Genomic DNA, 23,748 nt, shown 5'->3' with positions numbered 1-23,748 from the left:
TTAACCGGCAACCATCGAATCCTGCTCATTAATTGATCAACGGCCGCTACGCCATATGCGCCGTGGCCTGTAGCCATGTGCACGCACGTTATCCACAAGCCCTTCCACAGTTTCCGGGGGCAAGTGGAAAAGCGCAAAGCCGCGCCACACAAGGCTTTGCGGGCGATCTGGAAAGTTTTTTGCTTGACCCTGAACAACCAGTTGTGCCGGGCAGGGCATTTTGCACGACCGGCCGGTCATGGCCATGATTGCGCGAGGCCAGCAATTACGGCCCTCAGCCGAGTCTTTCCAGAGTTTAATCACAGACTTATCCACAGGATTGACCACAACGATCTGCACCTTTTTGTACCCTATAAAAAAGGTTGACAAACAGGCCTGCCCTTCAGCAAAAACACACTGCTCAAAAAACAACCACACCCCTGAAAGCCTCGGTTTACAAGGCTTTCAGCGAGCTACACCCACGTTATTCACAGCCAGCTCCACAGCAAACGGGGACAAGTCAAAACTGTGGAAAAACAGCCATTTGCAGCGTCTATATGTCGCGCTTTGGCAGGTTGGCAATTTTGTTTTCCACAATTTCCCGAATGTGTCTGTCTTCGGTGAACAGGCAGGCGCAAAAAAGCCCCGACACTTTCGCATCGGGGCTTGTGGACAACTTCAAACGATCAGTGACCGCCGAGGTAAGCGTTACGCACCTCCTCGTTCACCAGCAGTTCCTGGCCGGTTCCCGTCAGGCGGATCTCGCCGTTGACCATCACGTATGCCCGGTCGGACAGCTTCAACGCATGGTTGGCGTTCTGTTCGACGAGGAAAATGGTCATGCCGGTTTTCGCCAGTTCCCGCAGGGTGGCGAAGATCTGTTTGACCACGATCGGCGCCAGCCCCAGGCTTGGCTCATCCAGCAGCAACAGCTTGGGCCGGCTCATCAACGCCCGGGCGATCGCGAGCATCTGCTGCTCGCCGCCGGACATGGTCATGGCCCGCTGATTACGGCGCTCCTCGAGCCGCGGGAACAGCTCGAACATGCGCTGCATGTCTTCCTTGGCGTACTTGTCGCCGATCGGAATGGTGCCCATCAGCAGGTTTTCCTCGACGGTCATGTCGGGGAACACCCGCCGCCCTTCCGGCGATTGCGCGATGCCGTTGGAAGCGATGTAGTGCGATGACTTGTGGGTAATGTCCACGCCCTGATAAAGGATCTGCCCGCCCGCCGCCCGTGGCTGGCCGAAGATCGACATCAGCAGCGTGGATTTGCCGGCACCGTTGGAGCCGATCAAGCTGACGGTTTCCCCTTCGTTGATCTGCAGCGAAACACCTTTGAGGGCCTGGATCGGGCCGTAGAACACGTCCAGATCCTTGAGTTCGAGGATGGGTTGCGTCATACGACTTCCTCTTCGTCGGCGCCCAGGTAGGCCGCGATCACTTTCGGATCGTTACGAATGGCGTCCGGCCCGCCCTCGGCGATGACGATGCCGTGGTCCAGCACCACAATGTGATCGGAAATGCTCATTACCATGCCCATGTCGTGTTCGATCAGCACCACGGTCAGATCGTGCTCGTCGCGCAGCAGCCGGATCATCGCGCTCAGCGCTTCGGTTTCCTGAGGGTTGAGGCCGGCGGCCGGTTCGTCGAGGCAGATGATCTGCGGCCGCGTGCACATGGCCCGGGCGATCTCCAGACGCCGTTGCTGGCCGTAGGAAAGCTCACCGGCCAGACGGTTGGCGCAGTCCACCAGATCCACCACTTCCAGCCAGTAGAACGCGCAGTCCAGCGCGTCGCTTTCGGCCTTGCGGTAGCCCTTGGTATTGAGGATGCCGGCCAGCATGTTGCGGTTGACCCACATGTGCTGGGCCACCAGCAGGTTCTCCAGCACCGACATTTCCTTGAACAGGCGAATGTTCTGGAACGTCCGGGCCAGGCCCGCGCGGTTCACCAGGTGGGTGCCGCCGAACATCTTGTAGTACAGGCGGCTGGCGAAGTTTTTCGGCGAGACGAAGTCGGTCGGCTTGAACGATTCGCCCAGCAGCTGAATGACGTTGGTCTGCCGGCCGCGCACGTTGAGTTCGATCTTGCCGCCGGAGGCCTTGTAGAACCCGGTCAGGCAGTTGAACACCGTGGTCTTGCCGGCGCCGTTGGGGCCGATCAGGGCGAAGATCGAGTTGCGTTTGACCTTCAGGCTGACGTCGCTCAAGGCCTTGATGCCACCGAAGTGCATCATCAGTTTTTCAACAGAGAGTACGACTTCACTCATGGCGCAGTCCTCTCATAGTGAATGGCACCTTTGCGTGGAGTGACCCCGGTACGGCTGATGCGGATCAGCCCGCGAGGTCGCCAGATCATCATCAACACCATCAGGATCCCGAACAGCAGCACGCGGTATTCGGCGAAGCCGCGCAGCAGTTCCGGGGCGACAGTCAGCACGAACGCTGCGATCACCACACCGATGGTCGAGCCCATACCGCCGAGCACCACGATGGCGAGGATCAATGCCGATTCGAAGAAGGTGAACGAGGTCGGGTTGACGAAACCTTGATAGGTGGCGAAGAACACACCCGCCAGACCGGCGGTGGATGCACCGATGGTGAACGCCGAGAGCTTGACCAGCACGTGGTTGAGGCCCATCGAGCGGCAGGCAATCTCGTCTTCACGCAGGGCTTCCCAGGCGCGGCCGACCGGCATCTTCACCAGACGATGCTTGATGTACAGCACGGCCAGTACCACCAGGAACAGCACCGCATAGATGAAGTAGTACTTCACGTCCGGGTTGTAGGCGATGCCGAAGAACTCGTGGAACGGCACCCCGCCATCCTTCGCCCGCTTGCCGAATTCCAGACCGAAGAAGGTCGGCAGTGGCGCCGGCATGCCGTTCGGGCCACCGGTCAGGGACAGCCAGTTGTTGAGCACCAGACGAATGATTTCACCGAAGCCCAGGGTCACGATCGCCAGGTAGTCGCCGTGAAGGCGCAGCACCGGGAAACCGAGGATGCAACCGGCCAGCCCGGCGGTGATCGCCGCCAGCGGCAGCACGGTCCAGAAGCCCAGGCCGAGGTACTGATAACCGAGCGCCAGACCGTAGGCGCCGATGGCGTAGAACGCCACGTAACCCAGGTCGAGCAGGCCGGCCAGACCGACCACGATGTTCAGTCCCAGCCCCAGCAGCACGTAGATCAAACCAAGGATGACCACGCCCAGCAGGTAGGAGTTGGAGAAGAACGGCAACGCCACGGCGATGGCGATCATCAGCGGGATGATCCAGCGCAGGCGCGATTTGTAGTCCGGGGCCAGCACATGTACGCCGGAACCGGTGCTCTCGAATCCGTCGAGAATGCGCAGGCCCTTCGGGGTTTGCAGGAACAGACTGAGGGCAAACCGGCCGGCCATGACGATGGCAATGATCCACGCCACGCGGGTCGGTTCGAGGTTGAAGCTGTAGCCGTCGAGTACGACGCCGACGATCGGCCCGAACACAATCAGGGCGATCAGAACGGCGAGAATCGCCTCAACCAGGCTTTTTTTGACATCAATGGATTTTGCAGTGGTTGAAGACATCGCTTACACCTTCGACACAAGAGGACGGCCCAGCAGGCCCTGAGGCCGGAAGACCAGAACAAGTACGAGCAGCGAGAAGCTGAACACGTCTTTGTAGTCGGAGTTGACCAGGCCCGAGAACAGCGACTCGGAGATCCCGAGGATGATCCCGCCGAGCATGGCGCCAGGCAGCGAACCGATCCCGCCCAGTACCGCCGCGGTAAATGCCTTGATGCCGATGATGAAGCCGGCATAGAAGTCGAAGGTGCCGTAGTTCATGGTGATCAGCACGCCGGCCAACGCCGCCATGGCCGCACCGATGATGAACACGTAGGAAATCACCCGGTCGGTGTTGATGCCGAGGATCGAAGCCATTTTGCGGTCCTGCTGGGTCGCACGGCACATGCGCCCGAGCTTGGTGTACTTGATGACGTAGGTCAGCAGGCCCATGCCGACGAATGCGGCCACCAGGATGAAGACTTTGGTGTAGGTCAGCTGCACGAAGCCGGTACCGACTTCGACTCGCCATGCTCCGGTCAGCAGGGTGGGAACGCCCTGTTGTTTGGCGCCTTGGGCGATCTGTGCGTAGTTCTGCAGGATCAGGGAGATGCCGATGGCGCTGATCAACGGTGCCAGTCGGGTGGAGTTGCGCAGCGGTTTGTAGGCGACTCGCTCGATGACCCAGCCATACACCGCCGTGATCACGATGGTGAATACCAGGGTGCCGAGCATCAGCAGCGGGAAGGATTCAATACCGAAGTAAGCCAGCAGAGCCAGACTGATTGCCGCCAGGTAAGCAGAAATCATGTAAACCTCGCCGTGGGCGAAGTTGATCATGCCGATGATGCCGTAGACCATTGTGTAGCCGATGGCGATCAGGCCATAGACCGACCCGAGGGTCAGGCCGTTGACCAGTTGCTGCAGGAAAATACCATCCATAACGCAATCTCACGCAGTGAGAACCTGCACACCCTGAGGCGCGCGGTTCTTCTAGGAAAAATACAGATTTACGTCGGAGCAATGTCAGAGCGCATTCAGCCCGACCACCGCAGGATCCTGTGGGAGCGAGCCTGCTCGCGAAAGCGGTTGATCATTCAACAGTGATGTTGCCTGTCAGTCCGTCTTCGCGAGCAGGCTCGCTCCCACATGGAACAGTGGAGGTCAGCCGATCGCGTCAGCCCTTACTTCTGTTTTTCCAGCTGGTGATATTTGCCGTCCTTGTCCCACTGGTAGACCACGTAGTCGGAGACCTTCAGGTCGCCTTTGGAATCCCAGGTCTTCTCGCCCATGACGGTCTTGACCGGGTTCTTCTTCAGCCAGGCAGCGGCCTCCTCGCCCTTGTTCGACTTGGCGCCGTTGAAGGCGGCGGCCAGGGTCTGAACCGATGCATAGGCGTACAGGGTGTAGCCTTCAGGCTCGGTGCCAGCCTTGCGGAATGCATCTACCACGGTCTTGCTGTCTGGCAGCAGGCGTGGGTCGGCACCGAAGGTCATCAACACGCCGTCGACGAACTGCGGGCCACCGGCGGTGGTCACCAGTTCGTCGGTCACGATGCCGTCGTCGGACATGAACTTGACGTCTTTCAGGCCTTGTTCACGCAGTTGGCGAACCAGCGGGCCGGCTTCCGGGTGCAGGCCGCCGAAGTAGACGACATCGGCACCGGCGCCACGGATCTTGGTGACGATGGTGCTGAAATCTTTTTCGCCACGGGTCAGGCCTTCGTACAGCACCGGCTTCACGCCGCGTTTTTCCAGCTGAGCCTTGGTGGCATCGGCCAGGCCCTGACCGTAGGTGTCCTTGTCGTGCAGCACGACGACTTTCTTGCCCTTGAGCACGTCGACGATGTAATCGCCGGCGACGATGCCTTGCTGGTCGTCACGGCCGCACATACGGAACATGGCGCTCAGGCCGCGCTCGGTCACTTGCGGGTTGGTGGAACCCGGCGTGATGGCGATGATGCCGGCTTCGTCGTAGATCTCGGACGCAGGAATGGTCGAGGACGAGCAGAAGTGGCCGACCACACCGGCGACTTTCTGGTTGGTGAGGTCCTTGGCGACCGTCACCGCCTGTTTCGGCTCGCAAGCGTCATCGCCCTTGACCAGAACGATCTTCTCCCCGTTGACGCCGCCCGCCGCGTTGACCGCGTCGGCCGCCGCTTGTGCCCCTTTCATGTATTGCTCGCCAAATGCCGCGTTGGCGCCCGTCATCGGACCCGCCACACCGATTTTCACATCAGCTTGTGCAAACGCAGAAACACCCAGCGCAGTAGCCACTGCGAGGGCCAGAAAGCCTTTCTTGTAAAACGTCTGGGACATGAGGTGGTGCTCCAAGGTTTTTTTTAGTTGGCACTGCGACTTCACTTGAATGCTCAGAGCAAGGGCCGTGCCATCGGTTTTTTATTCTTCAAAAAGTCGCTGCTTTCTTGTTATTTCGACTGTTTCGTTCCCATTTTCATTGGGCGTGCAACCGTCTAAACCGCGGAAGGTGAAACCATTTATTTTTTCAGGCGCAACCCGCACGCGCCATCATTGCAACCGCGGCGCCAAACAACGTGCAACCAGCCTGTAACAGCCCGCGTCACCGAACTGCACACTGCTGGTGCGGGACTGCTACAACCCGCACCATTACAGGCTAGTCGCTACATCGAAAAGCGCCGCTTCCGGCAACATATTTCAACACTCAGATGACGATCCGCAGGCACTGGCCCGCGTGATACAGCGAGAACCCGGCCTCGTACAGACAACTGCGCAAACCCACACCCGCCAGCGGCTGCATCGGTGCGAACGGAATCGGCAATGCCTGAGGATTTCCGTTACACAGGTAATCGGCGAAGGCCTTGCCGACCACGGTGCCGGTAGTCACGCCCCGGCCGTTGTAACCGGTGACGGCCACCAGTCCCGGCGCCGGTTCGAACAGGCGCATCAAATGATCAGGGGTGAACGCGATGCGCCCGGTCCAGGTGCATTCCCACTCCACGGGTTTCAGATTGGGGAAGTAATGCTGCTGCACCCGGTCGGCCCAGGCCTTGAGGAACCATGTCGGTTTCTGATTGCCGTTGCCGAGGCTGCCCAGCAACAAACGCCCGTCCTTGTCGCGGCGGATGCTGCTCAGCACCTGGCGGGTATCCCATGAGCCCTGGCCGCCCGGGAGGATTTCCTGGGCAGCGTCTTCGGTGAGCGGCACCGAAGCGACCTGATAGTAGTAACCGGGGAAGAAGTTGCGCTTGAGTTCGGTCCAGTCGCCTTCGGTGTAGGCGTTGGAGGCGATCACCACCTGCTCGGCGAGCACCGAACCCTGCTCGGTCTGCACCGACCATTTCTGCCCTTGCCGTTCAAGACGCGCGACCGGGGAGTGATCGAACATCTGTCCGCCAAGACTGATGACCGCATTGGCCAGCCCGGTGACATAAGCCATCGGGTTGAGCGTACCGGCGCGCCGGTCGAGCAATGCGGCGGCAATCTTCTGCGTTCCGGTCGCCTGTTCACAGGCCTTGCCGGTCAGCAGGTCGACCGGCGCACCGCGGCGCTTCCATTGTTCTTCGCGACTGCGCAGATCCGCCTCACCCTTGGCGTTATGTGCCATGTGCAGGGTGCCTTCGCGGCGCAACTGGCAATCGATGTTGTATTTATCCACAAGGCTGAACACCAGCGCCGGCGCCGCCCCGAGCATGCGGTTGAGCTGACTGCCGACCGCCTCGCCGAATCCCGCCTCGATCTCGTCCGGTGGAATCCACATCCCGGCGTTGACCAGCCCGACGTTGCGCCCGGAGCCGCCATGCCCGGCGCGATGGGCTTCGAGCACGCAGACGCTCTTGCCCTTTTCCAACAGATGCAGCGCCGCCGACAGTCCGGTGAACCCGGCGCCGATCACGCAGACATCAACCTTGACCTCGCCCCTGAGCGCCGTGTTATCCGGGCGTTGCGGCGTGAGTTTTTCCCACAGACATTCTTCGCGTAACGGCATTGCCAGACTCCAACAGAAACCTGCCAAACACACCTAAGAGATCGTTCCCACGCTCTGCGTGGGAACGCAGTCAGGGACGCTCTGCGTCCCGAAAGCGAACGCGGAGCGTTCGGTGCAGCATTCCCACGCAGAGCGTGGGAACGATCACAAGGGGATCTCCACTTGACCGAAGGGATCAGTCGAACGTAATGCCCTGCGCCAGCGGCAACTCCAGCGAGTAGTTCACGGTATTGGTCTGCCGGCGCATGTACGCGCGCCATGCATCCGAGCCCGACTCACGACCACCGCCCGTCTCTTTCTCGCCACCAAACGCGCCGCCGATTTCCGCGCCGCTCGGACCGATGTTGACGTTGGCGATGCCGCAATCGCTGCCGACCGCCGACATGAATTTCTCGGCCTCGCGCACATCGGTGGTGAAGATGCACGACGACAGGCCCTGCGGCACGGCGTTGTTCAGACGCAGCGCCTCTTCGAAATCGCTGTAGCCGACCACGTACAGGATCGGTGCGAAGGTCTCGCTGCAAACCACGTCGCTCTGCTCCGGCATTTCAACGATGGCCGGCGACACGTAGTAGGCGTTAGGGAATTGGTCTTCCAGTTGGCGCTTGCCGCCGAACACCCGACCGCCCTCGCTCAACGCCTGCTCCAGCGCGTCCTGCATGTTTTCGAAGCTGTGCTTGTCGATCAGCGGGCCGATCAGGTTGCCTTCCAGCGGGTGGCCGATGCGGACTTTGGAGTACGCGGCTTTCAGTCGGGTGACGATCTCTTCCTTCACCGACTCATGGGCGATCAGGCGACGCAACGTGGTGCAACGTTGACCGGCGGTGCCGACGGCGCTGAACAGAATGGCGCGCACGGCCATGTCCAGATCGGCGCTCGGGCCGAGGATCATCGCGTTGTTGCCGCCCAGTTCGAGAATGCTGCGAGCGAAGCGTGCGGCAACTTTCGGCGCCACTTCGCGGCCCATGCGGGTGCTGCCGGTGGCGCTGATCAGCGCGACACGCGGGTCATCCACCAGCGCTTCGCCGGCATCGCGACCGCCGATGATCACCTGGCTCAGGTGCGCCGGGGCATCGCTGAAGTTCTTCAGTACGCGCTCGAACAGCGCCTGACAGGCCAGCGCGGTCAGCGGAGTTTTCTCCGATGGTTTCCACACCACCGGGTTGCCGCAGACCAGCGCCAGCGTGGTGTTCCACGCCCATACCGCGACCGGGAAGTTGAACGCACTGATCACGCCGACCACTCCAAGCGGGTGCCAGGTTTCACGCATGTGGTGGCCCGGACGCTCGGAGGCGATGGTCAAGCCGTACAACTGGCGGGACAGGCCGACGGCGAAATCGCAGATGTCGATCATCTCCTGCACTTCACCCAAGCCTTCCTGAGTAATCTTGCCGGCCTCCCAGGAAACCAGTTCGCCGAGCTCGGTCTTGTATTCACGCAGCACTTCGCCGAACTGACGCACCAGTTCGCCACGACGCGGGGCCGGCACCTTGCGCCAATGTTCGAACGCATGATCTGCGCGACTGATGTGCTGCTCGACTTCGGCCGGGCCTTCCCAGTTCACGGCGCCGATGCGGCTGCCGTCGATGGGCGAATGCACCGGCACTTTGCCGTTCTGGTACAGGGCAGGGTTCACACCTAGACGATCAAGCAATGCGGCAACCATGGGTCACTCCTCAAGCAAAAAACTGAATGTGTGCGGGCGCGTTTTCACGACCGGGCAGACCTTTAGTTGTAGCGTCAGGAAGGCTGTGCAACAAACGACCTTTACGCGAGATATCATTCCGTTTATTCATGCTGCGCAGAAAGACAAGAAAAGGAACGCCCATGCTGAACAAACGCCACTTGCCGTCGATCACCGCGTTGCAGTGCTTCGAGGCCGTGACCCGGCACCTGAGTTTCACTCGGGCCGCCGAGGAACTGAACCTGACCCAGAGCGCCGTCAGCAAGCAGGTGGCGCAGCTCGAAGAATTGTTACAGCACTTGTTGTTCCGTCGGGTTCGCCGCCGTTTGCAGATGACCCCGGCCGGCGATCTGTACCTGGTGGAAGTCAGAAAAATCCTGACCCAGGTCGAAATGTCGACCCATTACCTGCGCTCCTACGGCGGCGAAACCGAAGTCCTGCGCGTCTCTACGCCCTCGACCTTCGGCGCTCGCTGGCTGGTGCCACGCCTCAAGGGCTGGCGTCTGCGTCATCCGTCGATTCATCTGGACCTTTGCAACGAGCAAGAAGCGGATGATCTGCTGCAAGGGCGCAGCGACCTGGCGTTCTATTTCGGCCAGGGTTCGCGCCCCGGCACCGAGTGCCTGAAGCTGTTCGGCGAAGAACTGGTGCCGGTCTGCGCACCGAGTAGCCTGCCGGACACTCCGTTGACTGATGCAACGCAACTCACCGATCTGGTCCTGCTGCAGAATGCTTCGCGCCCGCAAGCGTGGCACGACTGGTTCGACAGCCAGGGCTACCAGACCGAACACAGCTACCACGGCCCGCGCTTCGAAACCTTTTATATGTGCATCCGCGCCGCCCAGGTCGGCTGCGGCGTCGCCCTGCTGCCGAGGTTTCTGGTGGAAGAGGAATTGGCCGACGGCAAACTGGTCATTCCCTGGCAGCATGCGATGCCCAGCACCGACGCCTATTACCTGGCCTACCCGGAACACGCGGCGGAAGTGCCCAAGGTGCGGGATTTCGTGAAGTGGATGCTGGAGCAGATCGACAGTCCCGATGCTTGAAAATGTGGGAGCGAGCCTGCTCGCGAAGGGGGCGCTACATTCACATTCGATGTTGACTGGAGAAACGCTATCGTCGGATCGCCGCCCGGAGCAGGCTCGCTCCCACAGGGATCTGTGGCGGTCAAAAAATCGCTGGCAATCCCCACCCCGGATATGCGCCACTAGCGCCATTGATTGATACCGCGCCCACCGCGCGGCCCGCCTGGAGACCCCTTTATGAGCGAGAGTGTGTTTGCCGATCGCATCGTGCAGAACCTGCTCGACACCGACTTCTACAAACTGACGATGATGCAGGCGGTGCTGCACAACTACCCCAACGTCGAAGTCGAATGGGAGTTCCGTTGCCGTAACAGTGAGGATCTGCGCCCTTATTTGGCGGAGATCCGCTTCCAGGTCGAGCGTCTGGCCGAGTTGAGCCTGAGCGCCGATCAGTTGAGTTTTCTCGAGCGCATCTCGTTCCTCAAGCCGGATTTCCTGCGGTTCCTCGGTCTGTTCCGTTTCAACCTGCGCTACCTGCACACCGGCATCGAGAACGGCGAGTTGTTCATCCGCCTGCGCGGGCCGTGGCTGCACGTGATTCTGTTTGAAGTGCCGCTGCTGGCGATCGTCAGCGAAGTGCGCAACCGCTATCGCTACCGTGAAACGCTGCTGGAGCAGGCCCGCGAACAGCTGTATCGCAAGTTCGACTGGCTGACCGCCAATGCCTCGGCCGAAGAGCTTTCGCAATTGCAGGTCGCCGATTTCGGCACACGTCGCAGATTTTCCTACCGCGTGCAGGAAGAAGTGGTGAACGTGCTCAAGCACGATTTCCCAGGGCGTTTCGTCGGCACCAGCAACGTGCACTTGTCCCGCGAACTGGACATGAAACCGCTGGGCACCATGGCCCACGAGTGGATCATGGCCCACCAGCAACTCGGCCCGAGACTGATCGACAGCCAGATCGCCGCCCTCGATTGCTGGGTCCGGGAATATCGCGGTTTGCTGGGAATCGCCCTCACGGACTGCATCACTACCGATGCCTTCCTCGGCGATTTCGATCTGTTCTTCGCCAAGCTGTTCGACGGTCTGCGCCACGACTCCGGGGACCCGGTGCTGTGGGGCGAAAAATGCATCGCCCACTACCACAAGCTCGGCATCGACCCGATGAGCAAGACGTTGGTGTTCTCCGACAGCCTGACCCTGCCCAAGTCGCTGGAGATCTTCCGGGCGCTGCGTGGTCGGATCAATGTCAGCTTCGGCATCGGCACCAACCTGACCTGTGACATTCCGGGTGTCGAACCGATGAGCATCGTGCTTAAAATGACCGCCTGCAACGGCCAACCGGTGGCGAAGATCTCCGACGAGCCGGGCAAGACCCACTGCAAAGACCCGAATTTCGTCGCCTACTTGCGACACGTTTTCCAGGTTCCTGCCGTTTCCAGCCTTTCCAGCAAGGAGTGAATTCATGCAAGCCGTACAGCGTGAGATTGCTGAACAGCTCAACGTTCAGCCGCCGTTCGCCGATCACCAGGCCCTCGAAGCGGAAGTCGCCCGCCGCATCACCTTCATCCAGGATTGCCTGACCAGTTCCGGACTCAAGACCCTGGTGCTGGGCATCAGCGGCGGGGTCGATTCGCTGACCGCCGGCCTGCTGGCCCAGCGCGCCATGCGTGAACTGCGCGAACGCACCGGTGACGAGGCCTACAAGTTTATCGCCGTGCGCCTGCCGTACGACGTGCAGTTCGACGAACACGACGCCCAGGCTTCGGTGGACTTCATCGCCCCGGACGAGCGCCACACCGTCAACATCGGCCCGGCAGTGAAGTCCCTGGCCAGCGAAGTCGCTGCCTTCGAAGGCAAGCACGCGGTGTCGGTGGATTTCGTGCTCGGCAACACCAAGGCGCGGATGCGCATGGTCGCCCAGTACACCATCGCCGGCGCGGCCCATGGTCTGGTGATCGGCACCGACCACGCGGCGGAAGCGGTGATGGGTTTCTTCACCAAGTTCGGTGACGGCGCCTGCGACCTGGCCCCGCTCAGCGGTCTGGTGAAAAACCAGGTCCGGGCCATCGCCCGCAGCTTTGGCGCACCGGAATCGCTGGTGGAAAAAGTGCCGACGGCGGATCTGGAAGACCTGTCGCCGGGCAAGCCGGATGAAGCCTCCCACGGCGTGACCTACGCCGAGATCGACGCGTTCCTGCACGGCGAGCCGGTGCGTCAGGAAGCGTTCGACATCATCGTCAACACCTACAAAAAGACTCATCACAAACGCGTGATGCCGTTTGCGCCTTGAATCCAGGGCATAAAAAAAGCGTCCTTCGGGACGCTTTTTTTGACCGTGTGTTGCTTACTTCAGGGTCACGGTGCCTTTCATCATCGAGATGTGGCCCGGGAACGAGCAGAAGAAGCCGTACTTCTCGTCAGCCTTGAGCTTGGACACGTCGAAGGTCACCGAGTCGGTTTCCTTGGCGCCGATGATCTTGGTGTGAGCGATGACGCGCTCGTCACCGTCCTTCAGGTAGTTCTTGTCGATGCCGGCGGCCAGGCCGTCGGTGGCGATCGGCTGCATGTCGGCTTCTTTGCTGATCACCAGGTTATGGCCCATGACGTTCTTCGGCAGGCTGCCGGAGTGGGTCAGCTCGACGGTGAAGGTCTTGCAGCTCTTGTCGATTTCGATGGCCTTGGTGTTGAAGGACATCTGGTCGGTGGAGTCAACGGTGGTTTTGCACTCGGCAGCCATCAATTGGCTGCTGGCCAGCGCCAGCAGGGATACCGCAACAACTTTGGAAAACATGGTGAATCTCCAAGGCAGGGTTAACAAAACACGAATGGTTGGAAGACTGCCTGAAATCTTCGCAAGTTCCTATGACTTGAGTCAAAAATTGTATACAACTTCCAGGCTATGACACTCATCGAAACAATCTAACAGCCAGACGTTTGGCCGGGCCGTATCTTCAGGGCTCGACACTCATCTGGAGCATCCGTCATGTCCTTCAACAGCCTGTTGTGCAGTCTGCTCGCTGCTTACGCCTGTGGCGCCAGCGGTACCTGTGAAACCCCGAAACGCGAAGTCTAGCCCTTGGATCAAGACGTGCCAGCCATTACCCTGTGACCGATTGACCCAGGAGGAAGGCATGTCTCTCACATCCGTTTGTGTATTTTGCGGTGCCAACGCCGGCACCACTCCGGCGTACACCGAAGCCGCCATCGCCCTCGGCACAGCTATCGCCGAGCGTAAGCTGACGCTGGTCTACGGCGGTGGCGCTGTCGGCCTGATGGGGATTGTCGCCGACGCTGCACTGGCGGCCGGCGGCGAAGTGATCGGCATCATCCCGCAGAGCCTGATGGACAAGGAAATCGGTCACAAGAGCCTGACGCGCCTGGAAGTGGTCGACGGCATGCACGCCCGCAAGGCGCGGATGGCCGAACTCAGCGATGCATTCATCGCCCTGCCCGGTGGCCTCGGCACCCTGGAAGAGTTGTTCGAAGTCTGGACCTGGGGCCAGCTCGGCTATCACGGCAAGCCGCTGGGCCTGCTGGAAGTGAATGGTTTCTACAGCAAACTCACTGCATTTCTCGATCACATCGTCGGCGAAGGCTTCGTTCGTGCGCCGCACCGTGACATGCTGCAAGTGAGTGAATCGCCGCAAACGCTGCTCGAGGCTCTCGACCACTGGAAGCCCACCGTCACGCCCAAGTGGGTCGACCAGAAACCCGATTAACCGCCGGGCACCGATACAGGGCAGAATACGCGCCGCTCAACCTCACCTTCGACCCCAGAGGATCGCCCATGGCCAAACCCAATTACTCCTTCGCCAAACGTCAACGTGACTTGGCCAAGGAACAGAAGAAAGAGGAAAAGCTTCAGCGCAAGAAACAGATGGCTGAAGAAGCGGCACTGAACCCTGACGGTGAAGTGGCGACCGATGATGATGTTGAGGCACCGAAAGACCCGGCGCCCGACGCCTGAGCAAATTGCTGAAACCTTGAACACAATCCCTGTGGGAGCGGGCATGCTCGCGAAAGCGTCGTGACATTCACTATGGATGTGACTGAAAAATTGCTTTCGCGAGCAAGCTCGCTCCCACATTTGATCTTCACTCCTCCAGTGGCAACACGGTGACGCGGACTTCCGGGTCGTGATTGCCACCGCCCAGAATCACCCCGCGCAACGGCGACACATCGGAGAAATCCCGGCCCCAGGCCAGGGTGATGTGCTCCAGTGCCGGCTGCACATTGTTTGTCGGATCGAAATCCACCCAGCCCAGCACCGGGCAAAACACCGAAACCCAGGCATGGGACGCATCGGCGCCGATCAGCCGTGGCTGCCCCGGTGGCGGTTGGGTCAGCAGGTAGCCGCTGACGTAACGCGCCGCCAGCCCGCGTGAGCGCACACAGGCGAGCATCAGGTGCGCGAAGTCCTGACAGACCCCGCGCCGCCGCTCCAGTACCTCCACCAGCGGCGTCGCGACCTGGGTCGCTTCGGCATCGAAGGTGAATTCGCTGAAGATCTTCTGCATCAGGGCCTGCACACCCAGCATCAACGGTCTGCCGGCCGGGAAACAGCTCTCCGAAAACTCGACGAAGCTGCGTTTGAGATGCACGTAGGGCGACTGAAATCGATAGCGACAGACTTCCAGCAACGAAGCGGACAGCGGCTGGCTGCTGTAGGTCAGCGCGTTGCGGGTCAGTTCCCAGGCCGGCGACTGCTGGAAATCCACCACGGGCCGCGCCAGCACTTCGACCGTCAGCCGTGCGTTGACCTGCAATTCATCGTGAGGCCGTTCGAAGGCCAGGCGGGTCAGCGGATTGCCGAACACATCCTGCTCGTCACGGCGGGTGGTCGGCTGCGGGCTGATCAGCAATTGCTGCTCGGTGCAGCGCTGCCAGTCGCACTCGCGCGGCCACAGATGCGCCAGTTGCTGGGCCAGGGATACCGGGCTGTCGTAGCGATAGCAGGTGTCGTGAAAGATCTGGTAATGGGCGCTCATCAGACGGACACCGTACGCTGGCTGACATCATCGACATGGGCGAAATGGCGCAGGGCCAGACGGTCCGACACCTGACTGCTGGCGTCGGCGATCTCCTGCAGCAGATCCGCCAGACCATCGAGGGCCGCGCGCACGCTGGATTCGCCGAACAGCGGATTCTCCAGACAGCTCAGGTCGAAGCGCGCCAGACGCTCGACCAGCGGCGGCAATCCTGCCTCCCTCGGCACACCGAAGTCATCATTCAGCCGCTTGAGGGTGCGGGTCACCAGCTTCAACTGGAACAGCACCGCATGGGGGTTCTGCTCGTCCAGCAGCAACAGGTCGAGCACCGGAATCAACTGCGCCACCGCCAGATAACGCGAGCGATAGGTGATGCTGCTGTTGCCCAGCTCCAGCAACCACTCAAGCCCGGCCTGATCGAACGCCCCGGCGCCCCGCAGGAAACCCGCGAGACTGCTGCTGAGAAATTGCAGGCGCTCGATCCGCCGGCCGATCATCAGGAAGCGCCAGCCTTCGTCACGGGTCATGTCGTCGAGGGCAAACCCGGACAGCGCCGCCAGCGACATCACTAGCCGGTTGAGAAAATCCAGCAACTCGCCGAAATCCGGTTCGTCGGTGTCCAGCTCCGAAGCCTCGCGTTGCAGCTCCACCAGCGCCTGCCAGTTTTCCCGGGACAACTTGCCGCGCACTTGCGATGCCGCCCACTGCAAGCGCTGCAGGTTGGAGCGCAGGCTGAACGACCAGTCCTCGCCGAGCAGCGCCGCAAGCAAGCGTTCCGGCAGTTCACCTTCGTCCGGCAGCAGCATCAGTCGCTCGCCCAGATCCACAGCGGCCTGCAAGGCTTGCGGGTCATCGCCGTCGACGTAGCGCGCGAGCATGATCCGCAGCAGCCGCGCGCTGTCGTCGCAGCGCTCGCAGTAACGGCCGAACCAGAACAGGTTTTCCACCACCCGCGACGGCAGGTACGGATCGCGGCGCACCAGATCGGGCACGCCGATATTGCGCTGGGCTTTCCACTGTTCCCCGCTCGGTGGCCGATCCCCCAGCACCCAGGTGTCCTTGCTCGCACCACCGCGCTGCATCGACACCACTTCGGCATCGGCTTCGGCCGCGACCCGGGTCAGGCCACCGGGCAACACCCGATAACCGTCGTGACTGGCCACCGCGTACATGCGCATGCCGATTGCCCGGGGTTGCAGTTGCCCGTCCTCGGGCTGCCAGATCGGCGCCTGGGACAGCTGCGCGAGTTCTTGCGCGACATAGGCATAAGGGCGGGCCTGCATGCGCGCGGCGAGACTTTCACGCTGTTTTTCGCTCAGATCCCGGCCAAAAACCGGAGGGAAGCTTTGCGAGGGGAACGCCGGCTTGATCAGCAGCTCCGGCAGTTTCTCCAGGGCCTGGGCCAACACCGGCGCTTCGCCGCACCACCACGTGGCAATGGATGGCAGAATCAGATCTTCGCCGAACAGGTACTGATTGATCTTCGGCAGAAAACCGAGCAGCCCCGGCGACTCCAGTACGCCACTGCCCAGTGCATTGGCCACCAGCACCCGGCCCTGACGCACCGCGTCCAGCAATCCGGGAACGCCGAGCGCGGAATCGGTGCGCAATTCCAGCGGATCGCAGAAGTCATCGTCGAGCCGGCGCAGGATCGCGTGCACCCGGCGCAGGCCACTGAGGGTTTTCAGGTAGACCGTGGCATCACGCACCGTCAGGTCACCGCCCTCCACCAGCGGATAACCGAGCTGGCGGGCAAGATAAAGATGTTCGAAATAGCTCTCGTTGAAGCGCCCCGGGGTCAGCAACACCACCAGCGGCGCGTCATCGTCGCAGGGAGCCTGACGGGCGAGGGTTTCCTGCAGGGTGCGGAAGAATCCGGCCAGATGCTGCACTTTCAGATCCCGATACAACTCGGGGAAGGCGCGGGACACGATGGTGCGGTTTTCCAGCGCATAACCGGCGCCGGATGGCGCCTGGGTACGATCCGCCGTCACCCACCAGCGTCCGTCCGGCGTGCGCGCCAGATCCACGGCATACAGGTGCAGAAAGGCCCCGTCCGGCGGCGCAATGCCCTGACAGGGCCAGAGGAAGTTGTTGTGGCCGAACACCAGCTCCGCCGGCAGCAGCCCTTCGCTGATCAGCCGCTGCGGGCCGTACAGATCCGCCAGCACCGCATTGAGCAGCCGCGCGCGCTGGGCGATTCCGGCGGACAGTTGCTGCCACTCGTCAGCAGCGATCACGTGGGGCAGCAGATCCAGCTCCCACGGACGATCCGCGCCTTTCGGATCCGCATAGACGTTGTAGGTCACGCCGTTTTCCTGAATCTGCCGAGTCAGCAATGCCTGACGCTGCACCAGGTGCGCCGGGGTGCTGCGCTGCAAATGGTCGACCAGTCGCCGCCAGTGCGGGCGCACCGCCCCGCTGTCGTCGAGCAGTTCGTGATAGGTGCCCGCAGTCAGCGGGTAGCGGTCAAGCAGGTCAGGCATGGAAAGCTCGGCAGCCGGCAGGGAACGGTCAGACTAACGCAGGCACATGACACCCGGATATACGAAAAATCCGGGCGTCGTGTACGAATCAAAAACGTCGTAAATCGAGAGTCATCGGCAGTTCGTCGGAGATAGTCAGGTTCGGTACAGGAAGTTTCCCCGGCGTGTGTCCGATGCGGAAGAACCGCGCCATGCGCCGGCTCTCCGCTTCGTTGGCGTTGACCGGCAGCGTCTCGTAATTGCGCCCGCCCGGATGGGCGACGTGGTACTGACAGCCGCCCAGCGAACGCTGCATCCAGGTATCGAGCAAGTCGAACACCAGCGGCGCATGCACCGGGATCGTCGGTTGCAGGCAGTTGGCCGGTTGCCACGCGCGAAAACGTACGCCGGCGACAAACTCGCCAACCCGTCCGGTCGGTTGCAGCGGCACCGGGATGCCATTGCAGGTCAGCAGATAGCGCTGCGGCGGCAGCCCCGTAAGCTTGACCTGCAAACGCTCCAGCGATGAATCGACGTAGCGCACCGTGCCGCCCGCCGCGCCCTCCTCTCCCAGCACGTGCCAGGGTTCGAGAGCCTGGCGCAATTCCAGCTCGATACCGTTGACGGCGTAATCGCCGACCTTGGGGAAACGGAACTCAAGATGCGCCGCAAACCATTCCGCACGCAGGGGGTAACCGGCATTGTTGAGTTCGACGATGACGTCGGCGAAGTCCTGTTCGATGAAGTGCGGCAACATGAAGCGGTCGTGCAGCTCCGTACCCCAGCGCGCCAGTTTCGGCGGCGCATAGGGCTCGCGCCAGAACCGCGCCACCAGCGCTCGCAACAACAGCTGCTGCGCCAGGCTCATGCGCGCATGGGGTGGCATCTCGAAACCACGCAACTCCAGCAAGCCGAGGCGCCCGGTGGCGCCGTCCGGTGAATACAGCTTGTCGATGCAGAACTCGGCGCGGTGGGTGTTGCCGGTGACGTCGATCAGCAAATTGCGCAACAGGCGATCGACCAGCCACGGCGGGCATTCCTCTCCCGGCGCCGGCATTTGTGCGAAAGCGATTTCCAGTTCATACAGCGCGTCGTTGCGCGCTTCGTCGACCCGCGGCGCCTGAGAGGTCGGGCCGATGAACAGACCGGAAAACAGGTACGACAGAGAAGGATGGTTATGCCAGTAACTGATCAGGCTACGCAGCAGGTCCGGACGGCGCAGAAACGGTGAGTCGCCCGGTGTCGCGCCGCCGAGCACGAAATGGTTACCACCGCCGGTGCCGGTGTGCCGCCCGTCGACCATGAATTTCTCGGTGGACAGTCGGGTCTGGCGCGCTTCTTCGTACAGAAACTCGGTGCGTTCGACCAACTCGTCCCACGTCGCGGACGGCTGCACGTTGACCTCGATCACGCCGGGATCCGGGGTGATGCGGAAATTGCTCAGGCGCGGATCGCTCGGCGGCTCGTAGCCTTCCAGCAACACCGGACAATGCAGCTCTTCGGCGGTGGCTTCGATGGCCGCGACCAGTTCCAGATAATCCTCGACCCGCTCCAGCGGCGGCATGAACAGGTACAACCGGCCTTCCCGGGCCTCGGCGCACAAGGCGGTGCGGGTCAGCCAGTCGGCGGACTCATCGATCTTCGGTACACGCTCGTCTGCCGGAGCCGGCTCACGGTGATCGTTGAGCTGCGCTGTTTCGGGCAGCTCGGGGAAATCCTGGTTCGGGTCGTTCGGATGAATGAACGGATACTCCGCTGCCTTCACCCAGGGCTGCGAGCCCAGCGGCAGGCGATAGCCCAGCGGTGAATCCCCCGGCACCAGCCGGCAATGCTCATCGCGCAGATACCAGCGCCCGCTCTGCCACTGATCGCCCTTGGCGGTGCGCGCCAGCGGCAACACCTGGCCGATGATCTTGTCCAGCCCCTGACTGAACACCTTGCGCAGTCGCGCACGTTCCAGCGGCTCCTCCAGACGCGAGTCTTCGGCGCTGACGTTGCTCGGTAAGGCGCCCTCGCGCCAGAGGTAATAGAAGTTGTCTTCGTAGGCCGGGAACACGAAGCGTGTCGGCAGTTTCAGGCGCTCGGCGACACTCGCCAGAAAGCGCCCGGCCAGCTCACCCGTAGCGCCGTAATCCTGCTGCTCATCGGCGATCAGTGCGTTGTTGTGCCAGATCGGCACACCGTCGCGGCGCCAGTAGCAATTCAGTGACCAGCGCGGCAGTTGCTCGCCTGGATACCATTTGCCCTGGCCAAAATGCACCAGCCCCTTGGGCGCGTAATGCTTGCGCATGCGCTGGAACAGTTCGGCGGAGAGCCGGCGCTTGTCCGGACCCAGCGCGGCGGTGTTCCACTCGGCGCCGTCGGGGTCGTCGATGGACACGAAGGTGGGTTCGCCGCCCATGGTCAGGCGCACATCGCCTTCCAGCAGATCGGCATCGATTTGCCGGCCCAGCGCCTGGATCGCCAGCCATTGCTCATCGGTGTAGGGCTTGGTGACCCGGGGTGCTTCCCAGATCCGCTCTACGGACATTTCGTGGCTGAACTCGCACTCGCAAGGCTCCACCAGACCACTGATCGGCGCCGCCGAGGACGGATCGGGACTGCAGGCCAACGGGATGTGCCCTTCCCCGGCGAACAGTCCGGACGTCGCATCAAGACCAATCCAGCCGGCGCCGGGGAGATACACCTCGCACCACGCGTGCAGGTCAGTAAAGTCCACTTCGGTGCCGGACGGGCCGTCGAGGCTTTTCACGTCGGCGGTCAGTTGAATCAGGTAACCGGAGACAAAACGCGCCGCCAGCCCGAGGTTGCGCAGCAGTTGCACCAGCAGCCACGCCGAATCCCGACAGGAGCCGGAGGCATGCTCGAGGGTGTGCTCCGGAGTCTGCACACCCGGTTCCATGCGAATCAGGTAATTGATGTCTTCGCTCAGACGCTGGTTGAGCGCCACCAGGAAATCCACGGCCGGCAACGGCGTGCGGTCGATGGCGTCCAGATAGGCCTTGAATGTCGGCGTCAGCGGCAGGGTTTCGAGGTACGGCGCCAGTTCCTTGCGCTCATCGGCGGCGTAGGCGAAGGGGATTTTCTCGGCGTAGGGCTCGAGAAAAAAGTCGAACGGGTTGAACACCGCCATCTCGGCCAGCAGATCGACCTCGATCCGCAGTTCGGCGGTTTTCTCGGGGAACACCAGCCGTGCGAGGTAGTTGCCCTGAGGGTCCTGCTGCCAGTTGATGAAGTGCTGCTCGGGCGAGACTTTCAGTGAATAAGACAAGATCCGCGTACGGCTGTGGGCAGCCGGGCGCAGCCGCACGATCTGCGGGCCGAGTTCGACAGCGCGGTCGTAGCGGTAATGCGTGACGTGATGCAATGCGACATGAATCGACACGGCGTGCCTCCTGCGAGCCCAAGCGTATTCGAAAGCGCGCAAGACTTATGCCATGCAGAGGCTTGGGCGCTTTCCCGGAATGCTTAGGGCAGTACAGCACCAAAATCGGGCGATGCGGTGAAATGGTTTGGCACAGTTGCACGCAAATGTTGCGAGGCACAACGCAAAACGCCAACCCGAAGGTTGGCGTTCTGTTCAGCTCAAGTGCATTTCAGCGCGGTACGACCGGCTTGCGTGCCGGTTTCGGGCCTTTGCCCTTCGCCGCTTCCTTGCGCTCCTTGGCGGCCTGCTGGTTGCGGGCGAATGCCGCGGCCTTGGCCTGTTCACGCTTGTCCCAAGGATTGCCGCCGTCACTGGCGCGCGGAGGCAGACCGGTGTGCTGCGTGAGGATCTTGGTGGTCTTCTCTTTCGCGACCTTGTGGCTGCCGGCCGGCGTCGAGTTCTTGCGACGGGCACTCTGATAGCTGTCGGTGGCCGGCTGGTGCAGCGGGATCAACTGGTTCTTGCCCGGCCCGATCAGGTCGGCACGGCCCATGCGGGTCAGCGCTTCACGCAGCATCGGCCAGCCTTTCGGGTCGTGATAACGCAGGAACGCCTTGTGCAGACGACGCTGCTCTTCGCTCTTGACGATGGTCACGCCGTCGCTCTTGTAGGTGACCTTGCGCAGCGGGTTCTTGCCCGAGTGGTACATCGCGGTGGCGGTGGCCATCGGCGACGGATAGAACGCCTGCACCTGATCGGCGCGGAAGCCGTTGCCCTTGAGCCACAGGGCCAGGTTCATCATGTCTTCGTCGGTGGTGCCCGGGTGCGCGGCGATGAAGTACGGAATCAGGTACTGCTCTTTCCCGGCTTCCTTGGTGTACTTCTCGAACATGCGCTTGAAGCGATCGTAGGTGCCGATCCCCGGTTTCATCATCTGGTTGAGCGGACCTTCCTCGGTGTGTTCCGGGGCGATCTTCAGGTAACCGCCGACGTGGTGGGTCACCAGCTCCTTGACGTACTCCGGCGACTCGACCGCGAGGTCGTAACGCAGGCCGGAGGCGATCAGGATCTTCTTCACACCCGGCAACGCACGGGCGCTGCGGTACAGCTGAATCAGCGACGAGTGGTCGGTGTTCAGGTTCGGGCAGATGCCCGGGAACACGCAGGACGGCTTGCGGCACGCGGATTCGATTTCCGGGCTCTTGCAGGCGATGCGGTACATGTTCGCGGTCGGGCCGCCGAGGTCGGAGATGACGCCGGTGAAGCCCGGCACCTTGTCGCGGATCTCTTCGATTTCGCGAATGATCGACTCTTCGGAACGGTTCTGGATGATCCGGCCTTCGTGCTCGGTGATCGAGCAGAAGGTGCAGCCACCGAAGCAGCCACGCATGATGTTCACCGAGAAACGGATCATGTCGTAGGCAGGGATTTTTTCCTTGCCGTACGCAGGGTGCGGAACACGTGCGTAAGGCATGCCGAACACGTAGTCCATTTCTTCAGTGGTCATCGGAATCGGCGGCGGGTTGAACCAGACGTCTACCTCGCCATGCTTCTGCACCAGCGCACGAGCGTTGCCCGGGTTGGTTTCCAGGTGCAGCACGCGGTTGGCGTGGGCGTACAGAACCGGGTCGTTACGCACCTTTTCCATCGACGGCAGGCGGATCACGGTCTTGTCGCGGGTCATTTTCGGGCTGGCCAGGATCTGCACGACCTTGGCTTCTTCCGGGTCTTCAACCGGGCCCTTCTCCTGCTCGATCGCGCAAGCCTGAGTGTCCTGGGTGTTCACATACGGGTTGATGATCTTGTCGATCTTGCCCGGACGGTCGATGCGCGTAGAGTCGACTTCGTACCAGCCCGCGGGTGTGTCGCGACGGATGAACGCGGTGCCGCGCACATCGGTGATGTCTTCGATCTTGTGACCGTAGGACAGACGCTGGGCGACTTCGACAATCGCCCGCTCGGCGTTGCCGTACAGCAGGATGTCGGCGCTGGCGTCAATCAGGATCGAGTTGCGCACGCGGTCCTGCCAGTAATCGTAGTGGGCGATGCGACGCAGGGAGGCTTCGATACCGCCGAGCACGATCGGCACGTGCTTGTAGGCTTCCTTGCAGCGCTGGCTGTAGACCAGGCTCGCGCGATCCGGACGTTTGCCGGCCATGCCGCCCGGGGTGTAGGCGTCGTCGGAACGGATTTTCTTGTCCGCGGTGTAACGGTTGATCATCGAGTCCATGTTGCCGGCCGCGACACCGAAGAACAGGTTCGGCTCGCCGAGCTTCATGAAGTCGTCTTTGGACTGCCAGTTAGGCTGCGCGATGATCCCGACGCGGAAGCCTTGCGACTCCAGCAGCCGGCCGATGATCGCCATGCCGAACGACGGGTGATCGACGTAGGCATCTCCCGTAACAATGATGATGTCGCAGGAATCCCAGCCAAGCTGATCCATCTCCTCCCTGCTCATCGGCAGGAACGGCGCTGGCCCGAAACATTCGGCCCAATATTTTGGATAGTCAAATAACGGCTTGGCTGCTTGCATGTCGATAACCGGTGTTGGCTTTCATTGAATTCGCGGGCGCGGAATATAGCACAAATTTTGACCAATTCCGACGACTGTGGTCGGTTTCTCTCAGCCTCGTCCACGGCCAAGCACTTTGTTCAACAAATGGGTTCACGACTTATTCAAGGATGAATACACATGCCTGTAAAACCACCCTCCAGAGGCGTCACC

The 23,748-nt window shown here is 61.5% G+C and carries 17 protein-coding genes; 5 read left to right on the top strand and 12 right to left on the bottom strand.

Annotated elements, in window-relative coordinates; translation table 11 throughout:
- Nucleotides 1–665: 665 nt before the first annotated feature.
- From CAF76_RS19310 to CAF76_RS19280, 7 genes are all read right to left on the bottom strand, one after another.
- On the bottom strand, nt 666–1,382 hold the full coding sequence (locus tag CAF76_RS19310) for an ABC transporter ATP-binding protein (RefSeq protein ID WP_011332208.1): 717 nt from the start codon (nt 1,380–1,382) through the stop codon (nt 666–668).
- Entirely contained in the window at nt 1,379–2,251 is an 873-nt protein-coding gene (locus CAF76_RS19305) for an ATP-binding cassette domain-containing protein (RefSeq protein ID WP_064593137.1), read from the bottom strand. The genes CAF76_RS19310 and CAF76_RS19305 overlap by 4 nt, the downstream gene beginning before the upstream one ends.
- The gene (gene livM / locus CAF76_RS19300; RefSeq protein WP_085648083.1) at nt 2,248–3,549 is read right to left on the bottom strand and encodes a high-affinity branched-chain amino acid ABC transporter permease LivM; all 1,302 of its coding nucleotides are present in this window, start codon (nt 3,547–3,549) and stop codon (nt 2,248–2,250) included. Before livM ends, CAF76_RS19305 begins: the two co-directional genes overlap by 4 nt.
- A 3-nt stretch (nt 3,550–3,552) precedes the next feature.
- Nucleotides 3,553–4,467: a branched-chain amino acid ABC transporter permease gene (locus tag CAF76_RS19295; protein WP_039766704.1), complete on the bottom strand. Its 915-nt coding sequence runs from the start codon at nt 4,465–4,467 to the stop codon at nt 3,553–3,555.
- A gap of 242 nt (nt 4,468–4,709) precedes the next feature.
- A complete protein-coding gene (locus tag CAF76_RS19290) occupies nt 4,710–5,843 on the bottom strand; it encodes an ABC transporter substrate-binding protein (RefSeq protein WP_039766703.1) in 1,134 nt (377 codons plus the stop codon).
- 364 nt (nt 5,844–6,207) lie between these two features.
- Complete coding sequence (locus tag CAF76_RS19285; RefSeq protein ID WP_085648082.1) at nt 6,208–7,491, bottom strand: FAD-binding oxidoreductase; 1,284 nt, start codon at nt 7,489–7,491, stop codon at nt 6,208–6,210.
- A 175-nt stretch (nt 7,492–7,666) separates the two neighbouring features.
- Entirely contained in the window at nt 7,667–9,157 is a 1,491-nt protein-coding gene (locus CAF76_RS19280) for an aldehyde dehydrogenase family protein (RefSeq protein WP_064379117.1), read from the bottom strand.
- A 161-nt stretch (nt 9,158–9,318) separates the two neighbouring features.
- Between CAF76_RS19280 and CAF76_RS19275 the strand changes: the two genes are divergently transcribed.
- The 3 genes from CAF76_RS19275 to nadE all read left to right on the top strand — a co-directional run bounded on the left by CAF76_RS19275 (nt 9,319) and on the right by nadE (nt 12,493).
- Nucleotides 9,319–10,221, top strand: coding sequence for a LysR family transcriptional regulator (locus CAF76_RS19275; RefSeq protein WP_085648081.1), 903 nt, complete (start codon nt 9,319–9,321; stop codon nt 10,219–10,221).
- 216 nt (nt 10,222–10,437) lie between these two features.
- Nucleotides 10,438–11,661 carry a nicotinate phosphoribosyltransferase gene (gene pncB, locus CAF76_RS19270; RefSeq protein WP_085648080.1) on the top strand — a complete coding sequence of 408 codons (1,224 nt, stop codon included), beginning with the start codon at nt 10,438–10,440 and terminating at the stop codon, nt 11,659–11,661.
- Nucleotides 11,662–11,665: 4 nt separating this feature from the next.
- Nucleotides 11,666–12,493, top strand: coding sequence for an ammonia-dependent NAD(+) synthetase (gene nadE, locus CAF76_RS19265; protein ID WP_085648079.1), 828 nt, complete (start codon nt 11,666–11,668; stop codon nt 12,491–12,493).
- A 54-nt stretch (nt 12,494–12,547) separates the two neighbouring features.
- Here nadE and azu read toward each other — a convergent pair whose 3' ends face one another.
- Nucleotides 12,548–12,994 carry an azurin gene (gene azu / locus CAF76_RS19260; RefSeq protein ID WP_064593127.1) on the bottom strand — a complete coding sequence of 149 codons (447 nt, stop codon included), beginning with the start codon at nt 12,992–12,994 and terminating at the stop codon, nt 12,548–12,550.
- A 340-nt stretch (nt 12,995–13,334) separates the two neighbouring features.
- Here azu and CAF76_RS19255 point away from each other — a divergent pair, with 340 nt between their 5' ends.
- Together CAF76_RS19255 and CAF76_RS19250 are read left to right on the top strand one after the other, a co-directional pair.
- The gene (locus CAF76_RS19255; RefSeq protein ID WP_064593125.1) at nt 13,335–13,922 is read left to right on the top strand and encodes a TIGR00730 family Rossman fold protein; all 588 of its coding nucleotides are present in this window, start codon (nt 13,335–13,337) and stop codon (nt 13,920–13,922) included.
- 68 nt (nt 13,923–13,990) lie between these two features.
- A complete protein-coding gene (locus tag CAF76_RS19250; RefSeq protein ID WP_085648078.1) occupies nt 13,991–14,170 on the top strand; it encodes a hypothetical protein in 180 nt (59 codons plus the stop codon).
- A 127-nt stretch (nt 14,171–14,297) separates the two neighbouring features.
- Here CAF76_RS19250 and CAF76_RS19245 read toward each other — a convergent pair whose 3' ends face one another.
- The 4 genes from CAF76_RS19245 to CAF76_RS19230 all read right to left on the bottom strand — a co-directional run bounded on the left by CAF76_RS19245 (nt 14,298) and on the right by CAF76_RS19230 (nt 23,556).
- Nucleotides 14,298–15,191 carry a transglutaminase family protein gene (locus tag CAF76_RS19245; RefSeq protein ID WP_085648077.1) on the bottom strand — a complete coding sequence of 298 codons (894 nt, stop codon included), beginning with the start codon at nt 15,189–15,191 and terminating at the stop codon, nt 14,298–14,300.
- On the bottom strand, nt 15,191–17,677 hold the full coding sequence (locus tag CAF76_RS19240) for a circularly permuted type 2 ATP-grasp protein (protein ID WP_085648076.1): 2,487 nt from the start codon (nt 17,675–17,677) through the stop codon (nt 15,191–15,193). Before CAF76_RS19240 ends, CAF76_RS19245 begins: the two co-directional genes overlap by 1 nt.
- An 88-nt stretch (nt 17,678–17,765) precedes the next feature.
- Nucleotides 17,766–21,041 carry a DUF2126 domain-containing protein gene (locus CAF76_RS19235; RefSeq protein ID WP_085648075.1) on the bottom strand — a complete coding sequence of 1,092 codons (3,276 nt, stop codon included), beginning with the start codon at nt 21,039–21,041 and terminating at the stop codon, nt 17,766–17,768.
- Between the two features lie 211 nt (nt 21,042–21,252).
- The gene (locus CAF76_RS19230; protein ID WP_085648074.1) at nt 21,253–23,556 is read right to left on the bottom strand and encodes a YgiQ family radical SAM protein; all 2,304 of its coding nucleotides are present in this window, start codon (nt 23,554–23,556) and stop codon (nt 21,253–21,255) included.
- Between the last annotated feature and the right edge of the window lie 192 nt (nt 23,557–23,748).

Source organism: Pseudomonas sp. B40(2017), assembly GCF_002112855.1.
GTDB lineage: Bacteria > Pseudomonadota > Gammaproteobacteria > Pseudomonadales > Pseudomonadaceae > Aquipseudomonas > Aquipseudomonas pharyngis.
The sequence above is the reverse complement of the archived record's forward strand: the minus strand, read 5'-3'. Positions and strand labels throughout refer to the sequence as shown.

Bases quoted from the DNA above. Each gene is read 5' to 3' on its own strand.
- CAF76_RS19285 (WP_085648082.1), bottom strand. From the start codon at position 7,491: ATGCCGTTACGCGAAGAATGTCTGTGGGAAAAACTCACGCCGCAACGC.
- CAF76_RS19240 (WP_085648076.1), bottom strand. From the start codon at position 17,677: ATGCCTGACCTGCTTGACCGCTACCCGCTGACTGCGGGCACCTATCAC.
- CAF76_RS19275 (WP_085648081.1), top strand. From the start codon at position 9,319: ATGCTGAACAAACGCCACTTGCCGTCGATCACCGCGTTGCAGTGCTTC.
- CAF76_RS19310 (WP_011332208.1), bottom strand. From the start codon at position 1,382: ATGACGCAACCCATCCTCGAACTCAAGGATCTGGACGTGTTCTACGGC.
- CAF76_RS19245 (WP_085648077.1), bottom strand. From the start codon at position 15,191: ATGAGCGCCCATTACCAGATCTTTCACGACACCTGCTATCGCTACGAC.
- CAF76_RS19290 (WP_039766703.1), bottom strand. From the start codon at position 5,843: ATGTCCCAGACGTTTTACAAGAAAGGCTTTCTGGCCCTCGCAGTGGCT.
- nadE (WP_085648079.1), top strand. From the start codon at position 11,666: ATGCAAGCCGTACAGCGTGAGATTGCTGAACAGCTCAACGTTCAGCCG.
- pncB (WP_085648080.1), top strand. From the start codon at position 10,438: ATGAGCGAGAGTGTGTTTGCCGATCGCATCGTGCAGAACCTGCTCGAC.
- livM (WP_085648083.1), bottom strand. From the start codon at position 3,549: ATGTCTTCAACCACTGCAAAATCCATTGATGTCAAAAAAAGCCTGGTT.
- CAF76_RS19280 (WP_064379117.1), bottom strand. From the start codon at position 9,157: ATGGTTGCCGCATTGCTTGATCGTCTAGGTGTGAACCCTGCCCTGTAC.
- CAF76_RS19250 (WP_085648078.1), top strand. From the start codon at position 13,991: ATGGCCAAACCCAATTACTCCTTCGCCAAACGTCAACGTGACTTGGCC.
- CAF76_RS19230 (WP_085648074.1), bottom strand. From the start codon at position 23,556: ATGCAAGCAGCCAAGCCGTTATTTGACTATCCAAAATATTGGGCCGAA.
- CAF76_RS19255 (WP_064593125.1), top strand. From the start codon at position 13,335: ATGTCTCTCACATCCGTTTGTGTATTTTGCGGTGCCAACGCCGGCACC.
- CAF76_RS19295 (WP_039766704.1), bottom strand. From the start codon at position 4,467: ATGGATGGTATTTTCCTGCAGCAACTGGTCAACGGCCTGACCCTCGGG.
- azu (WP_064593127.1), bottom strand. From the start codon at position 12,994: ATGTTTTCCAAAGTTGTTGCGGTATCCCTGCTGGCGCTGGCCAGCAGC.
- CAF76_RS19305 (WP_064593137.1), bottom strand. From the start codon at position 2,251: ATGAGTGAAGTCGTACTCTCTGTTGAAAAACTGATGATGCACTTCGGT.